The 20,075-nt window shown below is 32.0% G+C and carries 19 protein-coding genes; 4 read left to right on the top strand and 15 right to left on the bottom strand.

The genetic code is table 11. The features are described 5' to 3' along the window. Positions 1-139: 139 nt before the first annotated feature. The 13 genes from ACVBED_RS01315 to ACVBED_RS01375 all read right to left on the bottom strand — a co-directional run bounded on the left by ACVBED_RS01315 (position 140) and on the right by ACVBED_RS01375 (position 14,345). The gene (locus tag ACVBED_RS01315) at positions 140-400 is read right to left on the bottom strand and encodes a hypothetical protein (protein ID WP_447120774.1); all 261 of its coding nucleotides are present in this window, start codon (positions 398-400) and stop codon (positions 140-142) included. Next, entirely contained in the window at positions 397-1,164 is a 768-nt protein-coding gene (locus tag ACVBED_RS01320; RefSeq protein WP_447120775.1) for an HNH endonuclease, read from the bottom strand. Before ACVBED_RS01320 ends, ACVBED_RS01315 begins: the two co-directional genes overlap by 4 nt. A 469-nt stretch (positions 1,165-1,633) precedes the next feature. After that, positions 1,634-2,587 (bottom strand): alpha/beta fold hydrolase, encoded by a 954-nt coding sequence (locus ACVBED_RS01325; protein WP_447120776.1) that lies wholly within the window; start codon positions 2,585-2,587, stop codon positions 1,634-1,636. A 96-nt stretch (positions 2,588-2,683) separates the two neighbouring features. Beyond that, positions 2,684-4,357, bottom strand: coding sequence for a sodium:solute symporter family protein (locus tag ACVBED_RS01330; RefSeq protein ID WP_447120777.1), 1,674 nt, complete (start codon positions 4,355-4,357; stop codon positions 2,684-2,686). A 302-nt stretch (positions 4,358-4,659) separates the two neighbouring features. After that, the gene (locus tag ACVBED_RS01335) at positions 4,660-7,095 is read right to left on the bottom strand and encodes a PIG-L family deacetylase (RefSeq protein WP_473094381.1); all 2,436 of its coding nucleotides are present in this window, start codon (positions 7,093-7,095) and stop codon (positions 4,660-4,662) included. A gap of 411 nt (positions 7,096-7,506) precedes the next feature. Further along, on the bottom strand, positions 7,507-7,746 hold the full coding sequence (locus ACVBED_RS01340; protein ID WP_447120780.1) for a VanZ family protein: 240 nt from the start codon (positions 7,744-7,746) through the stop codon (positions 7,507-7,509). A gap of 52 nt (positions 7,747-7,798) precedes the next feature. Then, positions 7,799-9,397 carry a BamA/TamA family outer membrane protein gene (locus ACVBED_RS01345; RefSeq protein WP_447120781.1) on the bottom strand — a complete coding sequence of 533 codons (1,599 nt, stop codon included), beginning with the start codon at positions 9,395-9,397 and terminating at the stop codon, positions 7,799-7,801. 26 nt (positions 9,398-9,423) lie between these two features. Further along, positions 9,424-10,212: an SDR family oxidoreductase gene (locus ACVBED_RS01350; protein ID WP_473094382.1), complete on the bottom strand. Its 789-nt coding sequence runs from the start codon at positions 10,210-10,212 to the stop codon at positions 9,424-9,426. 17 nt (positions 10,213-10,229) lie between these two features. Continuing rightward, positions 10,230-11,051 carry a 5'-nucleotidase, lipoprotein e(P4) family gene (locus ACVBED_RS01355; RefSeq protein WP_447120782.1) on the bottom strand — a complete coding sequence of 274 codons (822 nt, stop codon included), beginning with the start codon at positions 11,049-11,051 and terminating at the stop codon, positions 10,230-10,232. 37 nt (positions 11,052-11,088) lie between these two features. After that, positions 11,089-12,324, bottom strand: coding sequence for a 3-phosphoshikimate 1-carboxyvinyltransferase (locus ACVBED_RS01360; RefSeq protein ID WP_447120783.1), 1,236 nt, complete (start codon positions 12,322-12,324; stop codon positions 11,089-11,091). Positions 12,325-12,338: 14 nt separating this feature from the next. After that, on the bottom strand, positions 12,339-12,665 hold the full coding sequence (locus ACVBED_RS01365) for a nucleotide pyrophosphohydrolase (RefSeq protein WP_447120784.1): 327 nt from the start codon (positions 12,663-12,665) through the stop codon (positions 12,339-12,341). 2 nt (positions 12,666-12,667) lie between these two features. Then, a complete protein-coding gene (locus ACVBED_RS01370; RefSeq protein WP_447120785.1) occupies positions 12,668-12,877 on the bottom strand; it encodes a hypothetical protein in 210 nt (69 codons plus the stop codon). 58 nt (positions 12,878-12,935) lie between these two features. Further along, entirely contained in the window at positions 12,936-14,345 is a 1,410-nt protein-coding gene (locus ACVBED_RS01375; protein WP_473094383.1) for a hypothetical protein, read from the bottom strand. A 226-nt stretch (positions 14,346-14,571) separates the two neighbouring features. On the opposite strand from ACVBED_RS01375, the gene ACVBED_RS01380 reads away from it, so the two are divergent. The 4 genes from ACVBED_RS01380 to ACVBED_RS01395 all read left to right on the top strand — a co-directional run bounded on the left by ACVBED_RS01380 (position 14,572) and on the right by ACVBED_RS01395 (position 18,402). Next, complete coding sequence (locus ACVBED_RS01380; protein WP_447121147.1) at positions 14,572-14,823, top strand: type B 50S ribosomal protein L31; 252 nt, start codon at positions 14,572-14,574, stop codon at positions 14,821-14,823. 194 nt (positions 14,824-15,017) lie between these two features. Continuing rightward, a complete protein-coding gene (locus ACVBED_RS01385) occupies positions 15,018-16,178 on the top strand; it encodes a GlmU family protein (protein ID WP_447120788.1) in 1,161 nt (386 codons plus the stop codon). 250 nt (positions 16,179-16,428) lie between these two features. Further along, positions 16,429-17,784 carry an oxygen-dependent tRNA uridine(34) hydroxylase TrhO gene (trhO, locus tag ACVBED_RS01390; RefSeq protein ID WP_447120789.1) on the top strand — a complete coding sequence of 452 codons (1,356 nt, stop codon included), beginning with the start codon at positions 16,429-16,431 and terminating at the stop codon, positions 17,782-17,784. 15 nt (positions 17,785-17,799) lie between these two features. Then, entirely contained in the window at positions 17,800-18,402 is a 603-nt protein-coding gene (locus ACVBED_RS01395; protein ID WP_447120790.1) for a 5-formyltetrahydrofolate cyclo-ligase, read from the top strand. Here the strand turns inward: ACVBED_RS01395 and ACVBED_RS01400 are convergent. Together ACVBED_RS01400 and ACVBED_RS01405 are read right to left on the bottom strand one after the other, a co-directional pair. Beyond that, the gene (locus ACVBED_RS01400) at positions 18,339-18,920 is read right to left on the bottom strand and encodes a hypothetical protein (RefSeq protein WP_447120791.1); all 582 of its coding nucleotides are present in this window, start codon (positions 18,918-18,920) and stop codon (positions 18,339-18,341) included. The two genes, ACVBED_RS01395 and ACVBED_RS01400, sit on opposite strands and share 64 nt — an antisense overlap. Beyond that, positions 18,904-20,052: a hypothetical protein gene (locus ACVBED_RS01405; RefSeq protein WP_447120792.1), complete on the bottom strand. Its 1,149-nt coding sequence runs from the start codon at positions 20,050-20,052 to the stop codon at positions 18,904-18,906. The genes ACVBED_RS01400 and ACVBED_RS01405 overlap by 17 nt, the downstream gene beginning before the upstream one ends. Positions 20,053-20,075 lie beyond the last annotated feature (23 nt).

Here is a 20,075-nt window from a genome sequence, read left to right on the forward strand (position 1 = left end):
AAAATTTCTAATAATATATCGTTATAATTTAAAGAGTTTCTTCCCTCGTATAATTTCTTTCATAATTTCGAGTGTATAGAGATGGTTGTAAATAGTGAAAACTGCTTTTGTATTGACTGAGTATGCAATAATGAGTTCATTATAAATTCAAGTTTAATGAATCTAGATATTTCTGTCCAAAGATATCGTGATCTAAATGACTGTAATAAAAATGAACTCCAATTTTTGCTTTAGAAGCAGAAAAAAGACTTATTAATTCAGTGTCTTCTGTGAATTCTCCCAGATCTGCGTCTATTAAAAACCTTTTAATTGCATCGGATTCTGACTTACCTCTCCTATTACTAATATGTTTATTTTTTCTAAATATGGCATATAATGGTAATTTTACTTTATTTTTCATTTCTTAAAAATATTTTCATGATGATATTCTAAAAATTCTCTATTAGGTAAAAATCTTTTTGGTAATTCAATCACTTTATTATCAAAGTCTAGAAAAAATTTTTTAATATTTTTTTCATTATTATAATCATTGAAATATTTTGATGTTTTTATCTTGTAATCAAAATCAATAGTAATGAAACCTTTGTCAAACGCTTTATCATGCATAGAATTTAAGCATAAGCCATTTTCAGGATTTAATCTATTCCTTTCGTCTTTAGACCAAGGTACAATATGACTTGCAATTAAAAAATCAGAAATAGAAATACCGGTAATACAACATTTATTTTCGTACGAGGCCAAAACTGTACTTCTAAAAAAAGATTGATTTACCCGAACTTTTACTATTGACTCTCGGACCTTACCTTCTTTAATTTCAAAGTCTATGTCTTCCTCTATTTCAATCGTTTTATTTAATAATTTTGATATTTTTAATTCACTTTCATAAGCAAGATTGTTCCAATCTTGATAAAATTCTTCAAAAATTATTTTGTCTAATTTTCCTGTGTTGGAAGCACCTTTAATATTCCTTTCTTTTAAAGTTGGATCTAAACTTGCAAAGTTTGCTAATTTCCATGCTATTGCGGAAGGTGTTCTTCCAATAGCATTTGCCAATTCAATTATAAGTTGATGCTTGTAATTAATTTTGCTAAATGGTATCTTGCAGTACAAATTGAATGCAACAATCAATTCTTCTCTCGTCCAATTTCTTCTTTCGATAGCCATAATATTATTTATTTTAAGTTCAAAACTGAAACGAAAACTTTGTTTTTAAACTAAAAAATTTCAAAATAATGTATGATCCAGAGAAGTAAAAATCAAATAAAGTTATTTTTATTTTCATATTGAATTATATTTTTTCTATTTTAGATTCTTAGTATTGAATTAAGAAAAATTTGAGCGTTAATATACTAATTTAATTTTTTCCCTTTAAATAATTTTTGCATCATTCTCTCCAACAAACTCGCAACCCCAATCATCAACAAACACCCGATCGGATTAAGCCACAAAAATTACAGTTTGATAATTCCTTTAAAATCTAATAAGTAAAGTAAAATATTAATTGGTTCTACAATTAAAATTCTCCACATCGTCGCCTTTCCACCAATTTTTGGAAAGAGAAATGCGATGGCTAAAACCAACAATTTAAAGTAGCAGGATTGGTTAAATTTTATGCGAATGATTAAAAAACTCTCTAATGCAAAAACCCCTCAATAATCGGAAATAATTTCGCCGGTTCTTCCACTTGCGGATTATGCCCAGATTTTTCAAACATCACAAATTTTGCCTGCGGACAATAGTCTTTATATTTCACCATCATTTCAGGAACTGCAACGTGATCATATCTACCACCATAAATTAAAACGGGCATTTTTAAATTTTTCAGTTCTTTGCGAAAATCAAAAGTTCCAATATCACTTCCCACGATAAAATCGCCATCTCTTCCCACCATTTGATAATAGAGTTTCGAGTTGAATGGATTTGGGTAGGGTTTTGCGTTATGTGACAAAAAATTATCAGGATTATAAGCGTAAAGAAATCCGTAAGGCACTTTGCCGTAAATTTTTTGGTGTTCCGGATCACTTGAAACGGCACCTTTTTCTCGGATCGCCATTAACTCACTCCAAACTTCCGGGTAATTGGTTTTAATTTCGTGGTTAGAATTGTCATCATTTTTCTGCCACATTAAATAACTGTGAAAAGTGTCTGCAAGAATCAGATGATTTACATTTTCGGGATATTTTATTGCATAACCTTGCGCAACTAATCCACCGTAGGAATGTCCTAAAACATTAATTTTATTAAGATGAAGCGCTTTTCTCAAACCTTCGATGTCTTCAATGTCGCGAGCTAATGTATATTCCGTAACCACTTTTGCAGTGTCACTTTTTCCTCTGCCGAATCCATCATAATAAATGATTTCATTGTCTTTTGCTAAAGCATCGAAGGCACGGTAACCAAGATGATTTCCACCAGGTCCGCCCGGAATGATGATCATTGGATCTCCTTTTCCAACTTCTACTACATAAAGTTTTGCGCCATTTACTTCGACATATTTTCCGTCGGTGTAGCTGCTTGGGTAATTTTGGGCAAAGCCAAATTGTGATCCAATTAAGAAAAATAAGAAGAGAAAAATTAGTTTTTTCATGGTATGAATTATTTTTATATTTTAAAAGTGAGTCTTATAATTTATGTATCTAAATTAGGAATAAAACAAGTCATTAGAGTTATTTATTTTAAAAATCTAAAGCGTTCGCAGTTTGTCATCTTTTAAAAGTTTTTGTAATAAACTCGCCACTAAAATCATCAACAAACAGCCAATTGGATTCAACCATAAAAATTCCAGGTTAATAAATCCTTTAAAGTCTAAAAAGTAAAGCAAAATAATCACAGGCTCCACAATTAAAATACTCCTCATGGTCGCTTTTCCGCCAATTTTTGGAAAGAGAAATGCAATGGCAAAAACGCCCAGAATTGTTCCGTAAAATAATGAACCAATAATATTCACCGCCTGAATTAAATTTTCAAACAAACTCGCATTTATAGCAAAAAAAACGGCTACTATTCCCCACATTAAAGTGAAAAGCCTGGAAGCATTTAAGTATTTCTTATCCGAAATATCGGGTGCGAAGTTTCTTTTGTAAATATCTACAACGGTTGTTGTTGCCAAAGAATTGAGTTCAGAGGATGTAGAACTCATCGCCGCAGATAGTATAACGGCGATCAGTAAACCTACAATTCCGGTCGGCAAATAATTTAAAATGTAATAAATAAAAATATAATCTTTATCATTAGACTCGATTTCCGGCGCCTTTTTGTCAATAATTTTTTTTGCATCACTTCTAATAAGCACTTCTTTCGCCTGAAGCGTTTTCAGCTCCGCCATTACTATTTCCGAATGGCCATTTTTCCATTCCGCAATTTTCTCTTTTTTCTGCTCAAAATTTTTGTTAAAGTCAGCGTTTAATTTTTGGTATTCGGTGTTATTTTGAAGTTTTTTAGATAAAGGGTTGAAATTTAACGGTGTTTTTTCAAACTGAAAAAAGACGAAAACCATCACGCCAATAAACAGAATAAAGAACTGCATTGGAATTTTAAGTAAGCCATTGAAAAGCAAACCCAATCTTGCTTCTTTTAAACTTTTCCCTGTTAAATATCTTTGAACCTGACTTTGATCTGTCCCAAAATAACTCAAAAACAGAAATGTACCACCTAGAAATGCAGACCAGATATTGTACCGGCTATGCAGATTAAATTCAAAATTAACGGGATTGATTTTCCCCATAGAACCTGAATAAAGTAGCGCATCATTTAAATCTAAAGGTAATTTTTGCAAAATCAGAAAAAATGCGAGAAACATGCCGATAAAAATCACGATCATCTGCTGTTTCTGCGTTTGACTTACAGCTTCCGTGCCGCCAACCAAAGTATAAATGGTCACCAAACCGCCAATCAAAATATTGGTGAAAATTAAATTCCAGCCTAAAATGGTAGATAAAATTATGGCCGGTGCGAAAATGGTAATTCCCGCTGCCAAACCTCTTTGTATTAAAAATAAAATGGCCGTTAAAATTCTGGTAGAAAGACCGAATCTATTTTCTAAATACTCGTAAGCTGTTAAAACGTTCATTTTGAAAAACTTCGGAAGTACCCAGACGCACAATATTACCATTGCGATCGGCAAACCAAAATAAAACTGAACAAATCCCAAACCGTCATTAAAGGCTTGTCCAGGCGTAGATAAAAAAGTAATGGCGCTGGCTTGTGTGGCCATAATTCCCAAACCCACCATCCACCAAGGATTGGTTTTGCCACCTAAAAAAGATGTTGAAGTTTTTACTTTTCTCGATTTATAAATGCCGTATATGACAATAAAAAGGAGCACGAAAACTAAAACTACCCAATCTAAACCCTTCATTTATAGTGATTTTGAAAGACGAGCATTGCAACAATCAACAAAAATATAAACACCAAAAGTGAAATATAAAGTTTTTTCCAGTTTGTATTTCCCCCCTGATTCATATATTTTTCTTTTTTTTGGGCAGACAACTCCGCCTTCCGTTCCCAATCTTTTTTTTCAAATGCAAAAAAAAGGATTTCCACTCAAGTCGGGCTGCAGAAAAATTACTTTTTTGAAAACTGTTTTTTGATTAGTGATATATACTTTTTTTTAAAATATTATCTCAAATAATCCATCAACCGACAACTATTGACCAAAAACTATTTCCTTTTCCCCAAAGCCAATAGATTCATAAATAATTTATAAGTACCCGGAACGCCAGCCGGTAATTCCCGGAAAAATGATAAGCCGGTATAAACATAAGTGCCTTTTCCATAATTTCCAACCAATAACATTCCTTTTTGCGGTGTTTCGCCTGTGTCATTTCCTTCCAAAAGTGGAATTAAATTTTTATCCCAAGAATCTGCAAAATACAATCCTCTTTCCTGGATCCAATTTTCCATATCATTTTGAGTGATTTTATTCGGAACATTAAAAACAGGACTGTTTGGAACTAAGAATTTTAATTTTGCGTCTTCTTCAGAAATTCTGTTTCCGCCTAATTTTAGGTCAAAAGGCGCAATTTCATTAGTCAGCAAACCACGATTTACGTTATACTGATTAATGACCAAACCACCATTTTCAATAAATTTCCAGAGGTCTTTATTGATCAAACTCATTTCCGCTTGAGTATTGTAAATCCTGATACCCAAAATCAGAACGTCATAATTTTTTAACAGTGCGGGATTCCAGTTTTTTAGATCGAGTTCATCCACCGTTAAACCAATGGCTCGCAACGAGGCAGGAACATCATCACCTGAACCTTTGATATAAGCAATTTTAACATTGGGAATTTTTAAATCTAAATTTTGGATTTTTACTTCTGCTTTTTTAAGCCAGATTTGACGATCAATATGCGGATAATCTACCACATCTAATGATTGATCATAAATTTTTCCTTCAGATTCAATATTTACTTCTAACTTAGAATTGGCGTTTTTTGAAAGTGGTTCAATCGTAAAAATTATATTTTTCTTTTCACCGATTTCTTTAAAATCAATAGTTTGCGGCGGCGAAACTTTCCAGTCTTGATTGGCTTTAATAGAAACTTTCGCTGTTGAATTTTCAACAAAACTTTCTACTTCAATGTTTATTTGTTTTGGTTTATTACTGAAAATATAATTTTCTTGTTCAAAATTAGCAATGAAAGCCGGAACATTGTAAAATGGTTCGTAACGCTCACCAATAGAAGGGTTTATCGTTTTTTGTTGCAAAGAGATCTCGAAATCTATTTTTGTAGAACCAAAATTAATTGAAAGGCTTTTCATTAAAGGATTTAAGATTTCTGGCTGGCCAATATTTTCCAAATCATTAACGACATATAAATTATTGATGGGCTTTTCCTGCAGCCAGTAAGGATTTGAATAAGTATCAGTGTCGATTTTATATTTTTGTGATATTTTAAAAGAGTCACCCGCTAAAATTTCCTGTATATTGTTTTCGGAAATTGAAAAAGTAAGATTTTTAGGGCTTCTATTCGAAATTTCCAGATTGGTTGAAATATCTTCACCTTTTGTTCCAAATGCATTGGATGTCGTCCATTCAAAATAAATGCCTTGGGTTTTTAAAATCAGATCTTTTACTTGCGCTAATTTTAATTTTTGCGTGGGATCATTTTTAAATAAATCATATAATTGAAGTAGATTATTTAAAGATAATTCTGGATTTTTAAACTGATAACTAGAGATTAATTGCTTCATTTTATCGTTAATAGCCACATTTTCAAAATTTAAAGGAATTCCTTCAAAAATATCGCTGGTTTCCGATTTTTTACCTTTTAATAATTTTAAATATTCGGTCTCATTTCCGCGTTCCAAAGCCATTCCAAAACCTTGACTTGCGTGATTACTTCGGCTTTTGGAAGAAATTTCATTATTTGAAATTCCAAGATTTGGGTAATAATTTCCGACATTGATGGAATATAGATCCTTCTTATCCGCTTTGTCAAAATCTTCTTTATTTCTGTAAAACCACCAACTTGTGTTCCAAAATAATCGTTTTGGCTGCCATATTTTTACGTATTTTAGTTGCTCGGAAAAAGCATTTTTATCGCCTGCTAAATCAAATGCTTCCATTGCTAAAATAGCTGATGCGGTGTGATGGCCATGCGTTTTCCCATTCGAATCAGGGTCAAAACGGGTAATGATTATTTCGGGTCTATTTTTACGAATTGCCCAAACAACATCTGCCAAAAGCTTCTGTTTATCCCAAAGTTTCAAGGTTTCAGTGGCCGTTTTAGAAAAACCAAAATCCATCGCTCTGGTAAACCATTGTCTTCCTTTATCAATTTTTCTCGCCCGTAAAAGTTCCTGTGTACGAAGCAAACCCAATGATTCACCTTTTTCTGTACCGACTAAATTCTGTCCACCACCACCACGGTTAAGTGATAAATAAACTGCGTCAACATGTTTTTCGTGCGTTAACCAAGAAATGATCTTAGTATTTTCATCGTCAGGATGCGCCGCCAAATACATCACAGTGGTATTGTTTTGCAGCCGGAGCATGTCATCATAAATTTGGGAAGAACTGCTAGAAACGGACTGTGCAGAAAACTGAATGGATAGAAATAAGCAAATGCAGACTAAAAATTTTATCATTTGCTAAAGTTAAAAAGTTATTTCAAGATTGATTGCATAAATGAAAAAACCTTTGCAATTTACTTTACGATTTTTTTATTTTTTTATTTAAAACAATAGCCTTGTCATCCATGGAAAGAAGAACTGAAAAAACTTCTAGCCCGATTGAAGTGGTTTTTTTTTCTTGCCGATTTTTAATCGGAAGAAAAAATAGAGCGGAAAGCGGGACCAGATTCAGAAAAAAGCTAAAATATGGTGGCTCCTTATTTTTAAGGAAGATATTGACTACGCAGAAATTGGATTCGTCTCTTTCTCATTTAAATGCAGGAAAATATTAAATATATTAAATTGAGTGGTGGCCTGTAAAATTCCATATCCTAAAAGCATCCCAAAGGTATTGAGGACAACATCATCAATGTCAGCAGTTCCTCTTCAAGTAAAATATTGAGCAAATTCTACTAAACAAATAAAAGTTAAAAATCCAAAAGATAGGACACCGATTTTATTAAACTTTTTAAGCGAAAGTCCAATCCAACCGAACGGGGAGAAAACAAAAATATTTCCAATAATGTTGAGTATAAAATCCTGATGTTTGATATTTGGACCGCAAAAATGCGTGATGGTTTGGAAAGGATGGAGTTGCAAAAACCTAAAATCAGAAGCGCGTTTCATAAACTACGTTATTTTTAAAAGTTAGGATTTATAAAAATCAAAAGGATAAAGCTTAAAAACGACTTAAGAGGCCCCAAGATATTTTGGTAGATTTAAAATTGAAAGCCTCGCCAAACTGTGAACCGTTAGAAATTTGAACGCTCATCAAACCTAATGGAATAAAGAATTTAAAACCAAATCCCAAACTGTATAATTTTATTTGAGAAGTTAAATTTGGATTATTTAAAATGCCATATTGACCAAAAACATCAAAGAATGTTTGTGGATTTACTAGATAGCGGTATTCGGCGCCACCATAAGCGTAAAAATCCGCAAATAATGAGTTTTCATTAAAACCGCGGAGGGAATTCCAACCGCCAAAGCGGAATAATTCATTCGTATTTAATTCATTTTTGGCATTGATCAACGCAGATTCGCCATTAATATTAAGATAATGATTTCCGGTAAGATGAATGCTATTTTCAGCACTTAAAAAGTATTGAATTTGATTAAATTTCTGATCAGTATAATTTGCTCTCAAATAATCAACCGTCGTGTTAATGCGCGTTTGATACTGAAAGATTTCAATCTCTGTTGGTTTTGTGTATTCATAAAAAAGTCCAATTCCTTGTTTTGTGTAATTTTTCCCACCAGTGTAAAGAGAATCTAAAATTGCTGAAGTTTCAAAAGTGCCACGAAGTCCGATTTTTTGGTTGCTTGAAATATGGTAGTAAAATCCCGGGATGGCTTTCACGGTTGCATAAGTAGAATCTTGACGGTAAATATTCACATTTAGATTGAAACCAACTTTAGAATTAAAAAGATAGGGAATGTCGGTTCCCAGATTAAAAGTTTGCCCGCTGTCCGGATTTCTTTGCCAGTACAAACCAATTGTTTCAAAGCCGTTAAAAATATTTTTTAAATTTAAGTTTAATGAACCGTTAAGTGTAAATTTATTGGTTTTATCATTTCCAAAACCAACAATTCCATCAAATGTACTGTTGACTTTCTTTTTTATAAATAAAAATATTTCTGTAGAATCTTTTTTAAATAATGTTTGCGGCGGCCTTTCCAGCAGAACAAAAGGGTGATTTTGTAGACTTCTATTTATTTGCAAAAGATTCTTATCATTGTAAGTTCTGTGCAGGAAATCTTCTTCTAAACTTTTAACAAAACGTTTCGGGGCTTTGTTATAATCTTTAAGTACAAATTTATCAATAGTTCGTTTCCCAGCGTTAGAAACATCTAAATCGATTTGTGGGATATCATTCTTAAAACCATTAAATTTAGTTTTAACTCTATTAAAAGCAAAGCCCTTGTTGCGGTAAATCTGATTGATTTTTACCTTTAAAGAATCTAAGTTTTCAGTGGTAAAATTTTGAGATAATTTTAATTGCTTAGCTAAAGAATCCGAAATATGAACCGCGGCCTTATTAAAATTTTGCTTTTTATCGAAGTAAATTTCGGTTGAGTACCCCTGCTTTTTCACGCTGGTGACTTCCGTTAAATAAAACGAATTCTGCGAAAGAGAATCTAAAAATTTTACGGCAGAAAGGGAGTCTGAAACTTCTTTTTTCTGATTATTTTGAATATCGATCAGAATATATTTTTTCTTTTGCGCTTGGTAAAAAATGCAATTAAATATTAGTAGAAAAAATAATATTTGTTTCAATAACGATATTTAGTTTCTAACAAGTTTTAGTCTAATTTATTGTAGTTACGCATCAGTTTTTCATAATAATTTTGTGGCAATATCCATTTTAAAGGAACGCCTATTTTTTGCCCAAATTTTCCAAAATAATAGTGAGCCTTCCAATGTTTTTTTATCAACAATTTTTCCACGTATTCTGCCACATCGATGGGTTCTATTCCATCTTTCACGTGGCCGTTCATATGCGCGTAAACTTTATCAAATATTTTTTTGTAAGGTTCGGAAACTTTTGTTTTTAATCTGTTTTCAGCAATATTAGTTTTAATATCGCCTAAATGCAAACTGCAAACATCAATATTCCATGGTGAAACTTCATATCTGATTGCTTCTGTTACTTTGTCTAAAGCTGATTTTGATGCAGAATAAAATCCGCGAAACGGCAAACCCATTTCTGACCCAATACTTGAAACGTTAATGATTTTACCTCTTTTTTGCTTACGCATATTTGGCAAAACTGCGCTCATGAGCATCACAGAACCAGATAAATTGAGACTAAATAATTTTAAAATATTTTCCTGCGTCGTATCTTCTACGGGACCAACCATCCCCATTCCGGCATTATTAATCAGCAAATCTATTATGGAATTTTCTTTTAAAATTTCTGAAATTGCAAAATCAATAGATTCTTTTTTAGTAACATCCGCAGATATTGATTTAAAAAACGGACTATTATTTAAAGTTCTACTCAAACCAAACACCTGATGCCCTTTTTTCCCAAAATACTCAGCTAAAGCAAATCCAATTCCCGACGAACTTCCTGTGATAATTATTGTCATTTATTTAATACCTAAAATTAATAACCACGCAAATTATTCAGAATTACTTTATCTTTTTCAGCCGGCGTCAATTGATAATTATAGCCTGGCAGAGCCGGTTCCCAATCACCGTAACCAGAATTAGGTAACATAATAAAAAGTTTTCCAAATTGATTAGAATTTTGATCTACCAGTTCATTGCGCTCAGTCTGTGGTCTTTTATTAAATATTTTTGAAAAATCTGCTAAATTATCGCCCATGTAAAGGATGACATCGTAATTTTTTAAAACTTCTAGACGCCGCGCTTCTTTATCAGAAGTTTTACTTTTCAACATTAAATGTGCTTCATCTGCGAAAGGAAATCCTAAATTTTGTAGATTTTTCAATGTCCCGATTCGATCGTTTTCGTCACGGTTTGTAATGTAAAAAACAGTTACTTTTTTAGAAGCAGCGTAATTAAATAAATTTACTGAACCAGGATACGCTTTTGCTTCAGCTTTTGCCGTCCAGTTCATCCAGGTTTTTGCGTCGAAATCTTTTCCTTTATTTGCTTCTGTCACAGCATAAGGTGTATTATCTAAAAAAGTTTCGTCAATATCGGTGATAATTGCCAAAGGTTTTTTTGAATTTGTTCTTACATTTTCATCAATTCTTAACTGCGCAAGATTGTAGGCCTGGTAACAAAGCGCACGAAATTCGCCAGAATTTTGCTGCCAAAGTGCAGAAAAAACTTTTCCATTTAAGGAAATGTTGTTTGGTGTTTGGTTGGAATTTGTCTCCGGTAAAGTATTAATTGAAATTTTACAGGAAGTCATCAAAACCAGTAATAATGCTAAAGATGTAATTTTTACAGTTTTCATTTTTTTTAGAATATTTATTTAAAAGTTTTTATAGAATTTAAAGAACCGTTTCTGTGAGAGTCTCTAAATCTTCCCAAAACTGCGGATAAGATTTTTCAACCACTTCCGGATTTTCGATATTTAAAGTCTTGATCAAAGCAAAAGGCGCAAAACTCATCGCCATTCGGTGATCATTATAAGTTTTAATGTAAATATTCTCTTTAGGTTCAAAAAACTCAACTGATTTTATTTCTGTTTCTGTGATTTCTACGAGGCATCCAATTTTGAACAATTCATTTTTTAAGGCTTCTAATCGATCCGTTTCTTTTACTTTTAAAGTTGCCAAACCCGTTAGATGAAATGCAATTTTCATCGCAGCTGCAGTGACGCAAATAGTTTGTGCGATATCCGGCGCATCATTTAAATCTAAATTAATTTCTTCCGGTTTTTTATAATTGCGGTTTGGCAAAAGAGAAATTTGATGCTCGCCACTTTCTGAGATGGTATCGATCCCAAAATATTGCCAGTAAATCTTTTGTAAAATGGAATCTCCTTGTATAGAATCTGACATAAAGTTTTGCAACGCTATTGATTTTCGTCCGATCGCCGCTAAAGCATAAAAATATGACGCGGAAGACCAATCGCTTTCAACCGTAAAATGTTTCTTAGATAGATTTTCTGTTCTGTTTGAAAGATTTTTTACAACAATTAAAGTATCAGAAATCTCACAACCAATTCCCAGTTCATTTAAAATTTCCCTTGTCATTTCGAGATAAGGTCTGGACGTAATTTCGCCTTCAAGATTGATCCGGATCCCATTTTCTAATTTCGCACCAATTAGCATCAGAGAAGTGATGAATTGACTTGAAACTCTCGCATTTATAGAAACGGAATTTTTCACAATTTTTTTCCCTGTTATTTTTAAAGGTGGAAATCCTTCTTGTTCTAAATATTCTATGTCGCAACCCAAACTTTGCAAAGCTGAAACTAAATCTTTTATCGGTCTTTGTTTCATTCGCTTAGAGCCTGTTAAAACCGTTGTTTTGTCGGGTCTTATTGCGAGATATGAAGTTAAAAAACGCATTGCAGTTCCAGCGTGGTGAATGTCTATTAAATCACTTTCACTTTCTAAAGCTTTTTGTAAAAGTTGCGTGTCTTGTGAATTTGAAAGATTATGGATTTTAAAATGAGAAAAAATATGATTTAAAATTAATAAACGATTCGAGATACTCTTTGAACCGCTAATTTTTACATCTATATTTCCTTTTAAGATTCTCTTTTGAAGATTAAGCATTGATGAAATTTCAGTTATTTTAGTTTTTTATTATTTTGATGGCGCTCAAAATCGCGTTCTGTTTTGAGTTTCATTTTTTTATCGAAAGATTCCTGTAAATTAACTCCAGTTTGGTTTGCTAGACATAACGTGACAAATAATACATCTGCTAGTTCTTCACCTAGATCTTTCTTTTTGTCTGATTCTTTTTCAGATTGTTCGCCGTATCTTCTGGCTATTATCCGTGCAACTTCACCCGTTTCCTCCGTCAAAATTGCCATATTCGTCAGTTCATTATAATAACGAACACCAACGGTTTTTATCCAATTATCAACTTCTTTTTGCAGTTTTGTGATTTCCAATTTTAGGATTTTTGAAACTTATTCAATTTTTCATTTAGTATTTTTATCTCGTCTTTTAATTCTGAGATTTCATTTGTCATTTCGCCTCTTTGTTCTGTGTAATTTGCATAACTTTTTGTTAATCGGCGAAAACGTAACCAAACAAAGATTAAAATTCCAAAAATTACGATAGAAACTAAAATTCCTACAGGGTTTACAACTATTAAATTCATGATTTTAAAATTTATTCATTAGTGTTAAGATTTTCTTTTTAAATAATATCTGTACTATTTATTGATAAGCGCCCAAAGTAGGATTAGAAGTTCTAGATATTTTTTGAATGTCAAAAGGAACCGAAACTGCTGCAGCCAGATTTCCTTTGCCTCGAACCGGTGAATCTGGTTTAACTCTTAAATTTAATTTTTGAGTAAAATAATTTATAAATTTTGGATCTTGGTTTTGTAAAGAATTTGTAATGCTCGGGTTCCCTTCAAATGCAAAACCGGCCGAAGCAGCGTCTTTATATTTTAACAGAGAATTTAAAATAGTGTAAGAAAAAGTCTGTCCGGCAATTGGCTTGAAAAAAACGGAGTTATCAGCTTGACCATATAAAATGGAATTTTTGATATTTAAAGTTAACGCGCTACTCTGAGTTCCGCCCGTAGGATTTTGAAATTCATTAGTTGCATAAATTGACAAAAACGGCAAAGAGCCTGAATCAAAATTTTTGTAAGCCGCAAAAGTAGAGTGCGAAATATTATAAGCTCCACCTTTAAAAATACCAAAATCTGCCTGTCCGCAATTATTCATCACTAGATTTTCTGCGGTAATGCTAGAGTTTACGGAATAAATCCCATAATCTTGAAAGGTATGAATGATTGAATTTTTAATTGTCGCAGTTCCATTGTTAAATGATAAACCAGAAGTGCCTCCGAAAACTTTGCTGTAATTCATATTTAGTTTCGCACCGTCAAGGAAATCAACTGTTTTCCAGTTTACAGGAATTGTATCGTACTTTGTATCACTTCTGTCGCCACGAAAAGTGACTTCCGCGCCCAAATCACCATTTACATTTAAAGTAGAATTCTTTGAAATTGTTAAACCACTATTTTTATGAAAATATATTTTTGTGCCTTTTTCAATATTTAAAGTTTTTCCTGCCGCCAAAGTTAAATTACCAAAGATTACTTTTACTTTATCATTTTTCCAGGTTGTGTTATCTGTTAGAACATTCGGATTTGTTTTATTTTGAATAAAATATTGCGCATCCTGAACGACGGAAAATAGAGTTATGTGTTGATTTCCTGCTGGTGTTTCTATCTGGATCCTATCTTCTGCAATAGCTTGTGGTGCATTTGCAACAGGTGCTATTTCAACGAAAATATACAAACTGTCTTTTTTACGAAGTGGAATATTAGTAAAATTAGTCCCTGGTTTGCCATCTAGATTGATTCTATATAGAGAGGAAGCGCCACCAGCTAAATAAATTTTAGGGATTTTTATATCTTTATCTTCCTTGTTGTAAATTTTTACAGCGTAAGTTTCAGACCGGGCTTGAGCATAAACGGTATCACAAAAAACGGTATCTGCGGAAAATTTTAAGGTTTGGCTCGGCGCGTCAAAGTTAATAGTATCCCTATTACAAGAGATCACAAAGAGTGAAAGCCAAAAACAGAGGGCAATTATGACGTTATATTTCATCTATATTTATATGATTTCAAATTTAATTAAAATAGTTGAATACAGAAATGAAAAAATACAAAACAAGATTTTGCAGATTAAATATAATTTCTTATTTTTGCGGTCTAAAATTTTACCAAAGAAACAGCCATTACTGTTCTTAAGAAAAGTTTAAATCAAAATAAATATTAAGATTATGCAATCACTTTGTGATTACATAAGACAAAAAAACAATAAAAATTTTCTTATGAAAAAAGATATCCACCCAACTAATTACAGACTTGTTGCTTTCAAAGATATGAGTAATGAAGAGATGTTTATTTGTAAATCTACAGCAGATACAAAAGACACTATCGAATTTGAAGGAACTGAATACCCATTGGTAAAAATGGAGATTTCTTCTAGTTCACATCCATTTTACACAGGTAAGGTAAAATTGGTAGATACAGCAGGTAGAGTTGATAAATTCATGAATAAATACAAAAAATTCGCAAAATAATTTTCGAATTTTACAATACAGAAAAGTCTTTCATTTTTTAATGGAAGACTTTTTTTAGTTTTAGAATCAAGAGAAAAGACCCAAGACTCAAGATTTTAAAAAGAAATTTCTTTGTATTTTTGAAAAGATTTACATTATTAAATATATATTATAAATCTATTGTCTATCAATCTATCATCTTAAAGTCTAATTCTATGCAACTCGTTTTCTCTGATGCTCAATATTGGGAAGAATTTCTTCCACTCACTTTCACAAAACCAACAGCAGAAATGCGATGCGGAATTCTAACTTTTAATGAAAGATGGCAAAAACTGTTAGATTGTTCCGAAGTTTCATTTATTACGGAAGATTATTTGCAGGAGAAATTCCAGAAACCAGAAAACGTAGAATCTTTATTTTTAGTGCCAAATTTTTTACCAAGTAAAACGATTTTAAACCAAATTAAAGAATTAAAATTGGGTGAAGCATTGGTTTACGAAGATGAACTTTTAGCAGCGAAAATAAATATGAAAGATTTTTCTCTAAAACAAATTGAGAAAATGACGGATATTACTGAAGAGTTAATTTTCTTTAAAAATTCTACAGATTTATTTTCTTTAAATGAAAAAGCCATCAATTTTGATTTTGACCTTTTAACTAAAAATAAAACATCTCAAAAATTATCTTCAACCAACGGATTTTTGGGTGACGAAAAAGATTTATTTATCGAAGAAGGCGCGGAGATAGAATTTACGACCATCAATTGCAAAACCGGAAAAATATATATTGGTAAAAATGCAGAAATTATGGAAGGTTCAAACGTTCGTGGACCTTTGGCTTTGTGCGACAATTCTAAAATAAATATGGGCGCAAAAATTTATGGCGCAACCACGATCGGTCCGCAATGTAAAGTGGGCGGTGAAGTGAATAACATTGTGATCTTTGGTTTTTCTAATAAAGGACATGAAGGTTTCATCGGAAATTCTGTGATTGGCGAATGGTGTAATATCGGCGCAGATACTAACTCTAGTAATTTGAAAAATAATTATGCAAAAGTAAAATTGTGGAATTTTAAAGAAAATGATTTTAAAAGTACAGACTTACAATTTTGTGGTTTAATTATGGGCGACCATTCTAAAGCCGCAATCAATACACAGTTTAATACCGGAACTGTAGTTGGAGTTGGCGCAAATATTTTCAAATCTGGTTTTCCACCGAATTTAATAGAAAATTTTTCTTGGGGTGGAATGAAAGGCGATCCAAAATTTAATTTAGAAAAAGCCTATGAAGTTGCCGAAAAAGCGATGGAAAGAAGAAAATTGCCTTTACAAGATGTTGATAAGGATATTTTGAAATACATTTATCAAAAGTATTAGTTTGTGAACAACGATAATTGCAGCCCGACTTGAGTGGAAATCCTTTTTGCTTGCGAAAAAATTTCTTTTAAAAAACCTATTTCTTAGCAAAAAGATTGGGAACGGAAGGCGGAAATGCTGCCATAAAAAAATAATAAATAAGCATTCGACGCAGTCAAATGTCTGCCCAAATAAATCAATAAACATTTATCTTCAACTCTGAATTTCTTATCTTTGCAAAAATATTTTTCTCACTTAAAACGTTGATAGCATGCAACTGTATAACAAATTAAGCGCAGAAGAAAGAGCGATTCTTATTGATGAAGCCGGAAAACAGCGGCTCACTTTGTCTTTCTATGCGTACGCCAAAATCCTGGATCCCAAAAAATTTCGCGACGAATTATTTATAGCTTGGAATGCACTCGATGCTCTTGGTAGAATTTACGTGGCGAATGAAGGCATTAACGCGCAAATGAGTATTCCTGCGGAAAATCTGGAAGTTTTTCGGGAAACTTTGGAAGTTTATGATTTTATGAAGGACATTAGATTGAATGTTGCGGTAGAGCAAGATGATCATTCTTTTTTAAAATTGACCATAAAAGTGCGGCATAAAATTGTTGCCGATGGTTTGAATGATGACACTTTTGATGTGACCAATAAAGGAATTCACCTTAAAGCAAAGGAATTTAACAAGTTGCTGGAAGATTCAAATACAATTGTGGTTGATTTTAGAAATCATTATGAAAGTGAAGTTGGTCATTTTGAAGGTGCAATCACGCCGGATGTAGAAACCTTTCGGGAAAGTTTGCCGATTATTAAAGAGCAATTACAGGATTTTAAAGAAGATAAAAACCTTTTAATGTATTGCACCGGCGGAATTCGTTGTGAAAAAGCAAGCGCTTATTTTAAGCACCAGGGTTTTAAAAATGTATTCCAATTGGAAGGAGGAATTATTGAATATACGCGCCAAATAAAAGAGGAAAATATTGAAAGTAAATTCATTGGCAAAAACTTTGTGTTCGACCAAAGATTAGGTGAAAGAATTACAGATGATATTGTTTCGAAATGTCACCAATGTGGAAAACCCTGTGATAATCACACGAATTGTGCAAACGATGCTTGTCATTTATTATTTATTCAATGTGATGATTGCAAAACAGGTATGGAAAATTGCTGTTCTACGAAATGTTTAGAAATAATTCATTTGTCTTTAGCGGAACAGTTGCAATTGAGACAAGGAAAAGATGTGGGAAATAAAGTGTTTAGAAAAGGAAAATCAGAGGATTTGATATTTAAAAATTCGGGTGATTTAACTAAAACAACTTCGGCAAAAGTAGTGATAACTAACATTATTAAAAAAATAAAAGTTAAAAAAGTCTTCATTGGAAAAGCAGAACATTATTATACCAAATCAAAAATTGCCCAGTTTTTAATTGAAAATAGTGAGCTGTCAATTGGCGATAAAGTGTTGATTTCTGGACCAACAACGGGTGAACAGGAATTAACAATTACTGAAATTTTCGCGAATGAAAATTTTTGTTACACTACAAAAATAGGCGACCAAATTACTTTTAAAATACCTTATAGAATCCGGTTGTCAGACAAATTATATAAAATTTTAGAATAATAAAATATAAAAAAAATGTATTCTTCAGTTTTAATTAAATCAGAACTTCGAAAGTTTTACTTGGAAGGACGAAAATCTTTTTCTGAAGAAGAAATTAAGAAATATTCTGAAACCATTTTTGAAAATTTTTTAAGACATTTTGATTTATCTGAAGTAAAAAAAATCCATTGTTTTTTGCCAATCAAGAAGTTTAATGAAATAAAAACACTACCGTTAATAAAGCATCTCTGGGAAAAAAATATTGAGGTTTTTGTCCCAAAAATCATTGGTGAAGAAATTATCTCTGTAAAATTTGACAGATCTACAGAACTGCTGGAGAATTCTTGGGGAATTTTAGAACCAAAATCTAATGACGATCAGTCCGAAGATCACTTTGATTTAGTTATTACGCCTTTAGTTTATTGTGACAGTGAAGGAAATAGAATTGGCTATGGGAAAGGGTTCTATGATAAGTTTTTCACAAAAATAAACTTGGATTCTATAAAGATTGGATTAAATTTATTTGCGCCAAGTCAGCAAATTGAAGATGTCTCCGATGCAGATATTAAGTTGGACTATTTAGTTACGCCCACAGAAATACTATCTTTTTTTGTAGGAATATCAAAATTTACAAAATAAAACTTAAATTCTTTTTTGAATTTTACAGGGTATGCTTTTAAAATATACTGCGCATTTTTATCAAAATTCCCTATTAATTTATTATTCCTATCGTAATATTCTACATTAAATTTGGCAAAATCCAAAGTGTCATTGTTTTTCATTTCCTTTCGGACTTCAATATTTCCAACTTTTGCCGTTTTTACTTTTAAACTGTCTAACTGGCGAAAAATTAGTTTTAATTTCTGAGAATCCTGTACTAGAAAGTAATTATTAATTTGTGAATAAATGACAGAATCTATTTCTGTATCGCGATTTCCGGAAGTGTAAAGCGTAGAAAGATCAAATAATTCCTGAATTTTTTGTTTCGTAATGAACGAAATTGCCTGTGCACTGTCCATTTTTGTAACGGGATAACTTATTTTGTTATTATTTTTTCGCAAAGTTTCTAAATCGCTTACGGAAGAATTTTCTTTTTTACAGGAAAAAAGTAATGTTGCTAAAAGTAGAGCGAAAATTAAATTATTTAGGAATTTCATCTTTTGCTATTTTAAATTTTATCATATCAATTTTACCATCTTTGTTTGTTCGTGTATCTATCACTTCTAATTTTTCTAAAGAGGTAGAAGGGATTGTTACCAGATTAATGTATCGTTGTTTGTCCATTGTTTCTACACCATATTTTTCATTATCATAAACTTGATATATTAAAACATTATCACTTATCAGATTATTTAAATTCTCTCTTTTTCTTTTCAGATCTTTGAGAGATTTTGAATAGTAAAAAAGCATAAGAGCGTAGTCGTTCGGTTTTAGTTCAATGTTTTCGGCGTCTGGCGCAGTATCAAGATTTCTTTGGATAGTATCTGTTCTATAATAAGGGGATGAAACTACCATCGTGAGAGTTTTAGATTTAGTGGTGTAAACGAATGGTTCATTGGGTTTTGCTACGTAAAGAATAGGGGATTCATTATCTTTCAAAATTTGAACCTGTAATTCTGCGTTAATTTTTGAATTTCGGTCAGCATCAATAAAACTGTAATAATATTTTCTACTAAAAATTTCATCTTTGAAAACAAGCAGACCGACTAAAATTAATAAAATCGCTGAAATACCAAGCCAAAGGTATTTTTTTACAAAAGAATTATTTGATATTGAGTCCTGATCTTCTTCAATGTTTTTGAAAGAGACTTTTGCATTAACTATTTGCTTATCAGTATCATAATCTTGTAAAATAGAATTTTCTACCTCTTTTTTTTGTGTAATATAGGAAGAAACTGCAATTAATTCATTTTTACCTAAATTTTCTTCCAAACCTTCGACTTCAGTTTCATTTAAAGTTTCCACATCTTCGTTGTCATGAAGAATTTCATTGGCGAAAAGATGCTCTTTTTTAAAACAATACCAAGTATCGTAACCCGCGTAAACAGCAAGGATGTTAAGCATATCAATGCGTGGTAATTTGCTTACGGGCGAATTTTTAAAATAGGTATAAAAAGACTTCTCACTAATGTTCCCTTTGGCTAGTTTCCGAAGATCTTCCTGAAAGTAAATGATGTCAATACCTTTCCATTTTGAAATTTCATCAAACGAAGGGGAGTGATTCTCTATGTATTTGGCTTGAACTTCTGATTTCAGTTGCTCAAAATGTAATAAATCTAAATCTGTCAAAATACAATAATGCGGTTAATGTT

The sequence above is a fragment of the Halpernia sp. GG3 genome (genome assembly GCF_052976925.2).

Excerpts from the sequence above, each read along its gene's own strand:
- ACVBED_RS01360 (WP_447120783.1), bottom strand. The coding sequence starts at position 12,324 with ATGCTTAATCTTCAAAAGAGAATCTTAAAAGGAAATATAGATGTAAAA.
- ACVBED_RS01395 (WP_447120790.1), top strand. The coding sequence starts at position 17,800 with ATGTATTCTTCAGTTTTAATTAAATCAGAACTTCGAAAGTTTTACTTG.
- ACVBED_RS01335 (WP_473094381.1), bottom strand. The coding sequence starts at position 7,095 with ATGATAAAATTTTTAGTCTGCATTTGCTTATTTCTATCCATTCAGTTT.
- ACVBED_RS01350 (WP_473094382.1), bottom strand. The coding sequence starts at position 10,212 with ATGACAATAATTATCACAGGAAGTTCGTCGGGAATTGGATTTGCTTTA.
- ACVBED_RS01325 (WP_447120776.1), bottom strand. The coding sequence starts at position 2,587 with ATGAAAAAACTAATTTTTCTCTTCTTATTTTTCTTAATTGGATCACAA.
- ACVBED_RS01370 (WP_447120785.1), bottom strand. The coding sequence starts at position 12,877 with ATGAATTTAATAGTTGTAAACCCTGTAGGAATTTTAGTTTCTATCGTA.
- ACVBED_RS01385 (WP_447120788.1), top strand. The coding sequence starts at position 15,018 with ATGCAACTCGTTTTCTCTGATGCTCAATATTGGGAAGAATTTCTTCCA.
- ACVBED_RS01320 (WP_447120775.1), bottom strand. The coding sequence starts at position 1,164 with ATGGCTATCGAAAGAAGAAATTGGACGAGAGAAGAATTGATTGTTGCA.
- ACVBED_RS01380 (WP_447121147.1), top strand. The coding sequence starts at position 14,572 with ATGAAAAAAGATATCCACCCAACTAATTACAGACTTGTTGCTTTCAAA.
- ACVBED_RS01315 (WP_447120774.1), bottom strand. The coding sequence starts at position 400 with ATGAAAAATAAAGTAAAATTACCATTATATGCCATATTTAGAAAAAAT.
- ACVBED_RS01400 (WP_447120791.1), bottom strand. The coding sequence starts at position 18,920 with ATGAAATTCCTAAATAATTTAATTTTCGCTCTACTTTTAGCAACATTA.
- ACVBED_RS01340 (WP_447120780.1), bottom strand. The coding sequence starts at position 7,746 with ATGAAACGCGCTTCTGATTTTAGGTTTTTGCAACTCCATCCTTTCCAA.
- ACVBED_RS01355 (WP_447120782.1), bottom strand. The coding sequence starts at position 11,051 with ATGAAAACTGTAAAAATTACATCTTTAGCATTATTACTGGTTTTGATG.
- ACVBED_RS01330 (WP_447120777.1), bottom strand. The coding sequence starts at position 4,357 with ATGAAGGGTTTAGATTGGGTAGTTTTAGTTTTCGTGCTCCTTTTTATT.
- ACVBED_RS01375 (WP_473094383.1), bottom strand. The coding sequence starts at position 14,345 with ATGAAATATAACGTCATAATTGCCCTCTGTTTTTGGCTTTCACTCTTT.
- trhO (WP_447120789.1), top strand. The coding sequence starts at position 16,429 with ATGCAACTGTATAACAAATTAAGCGCAGAAGAAAGAGCGATTCTTATT.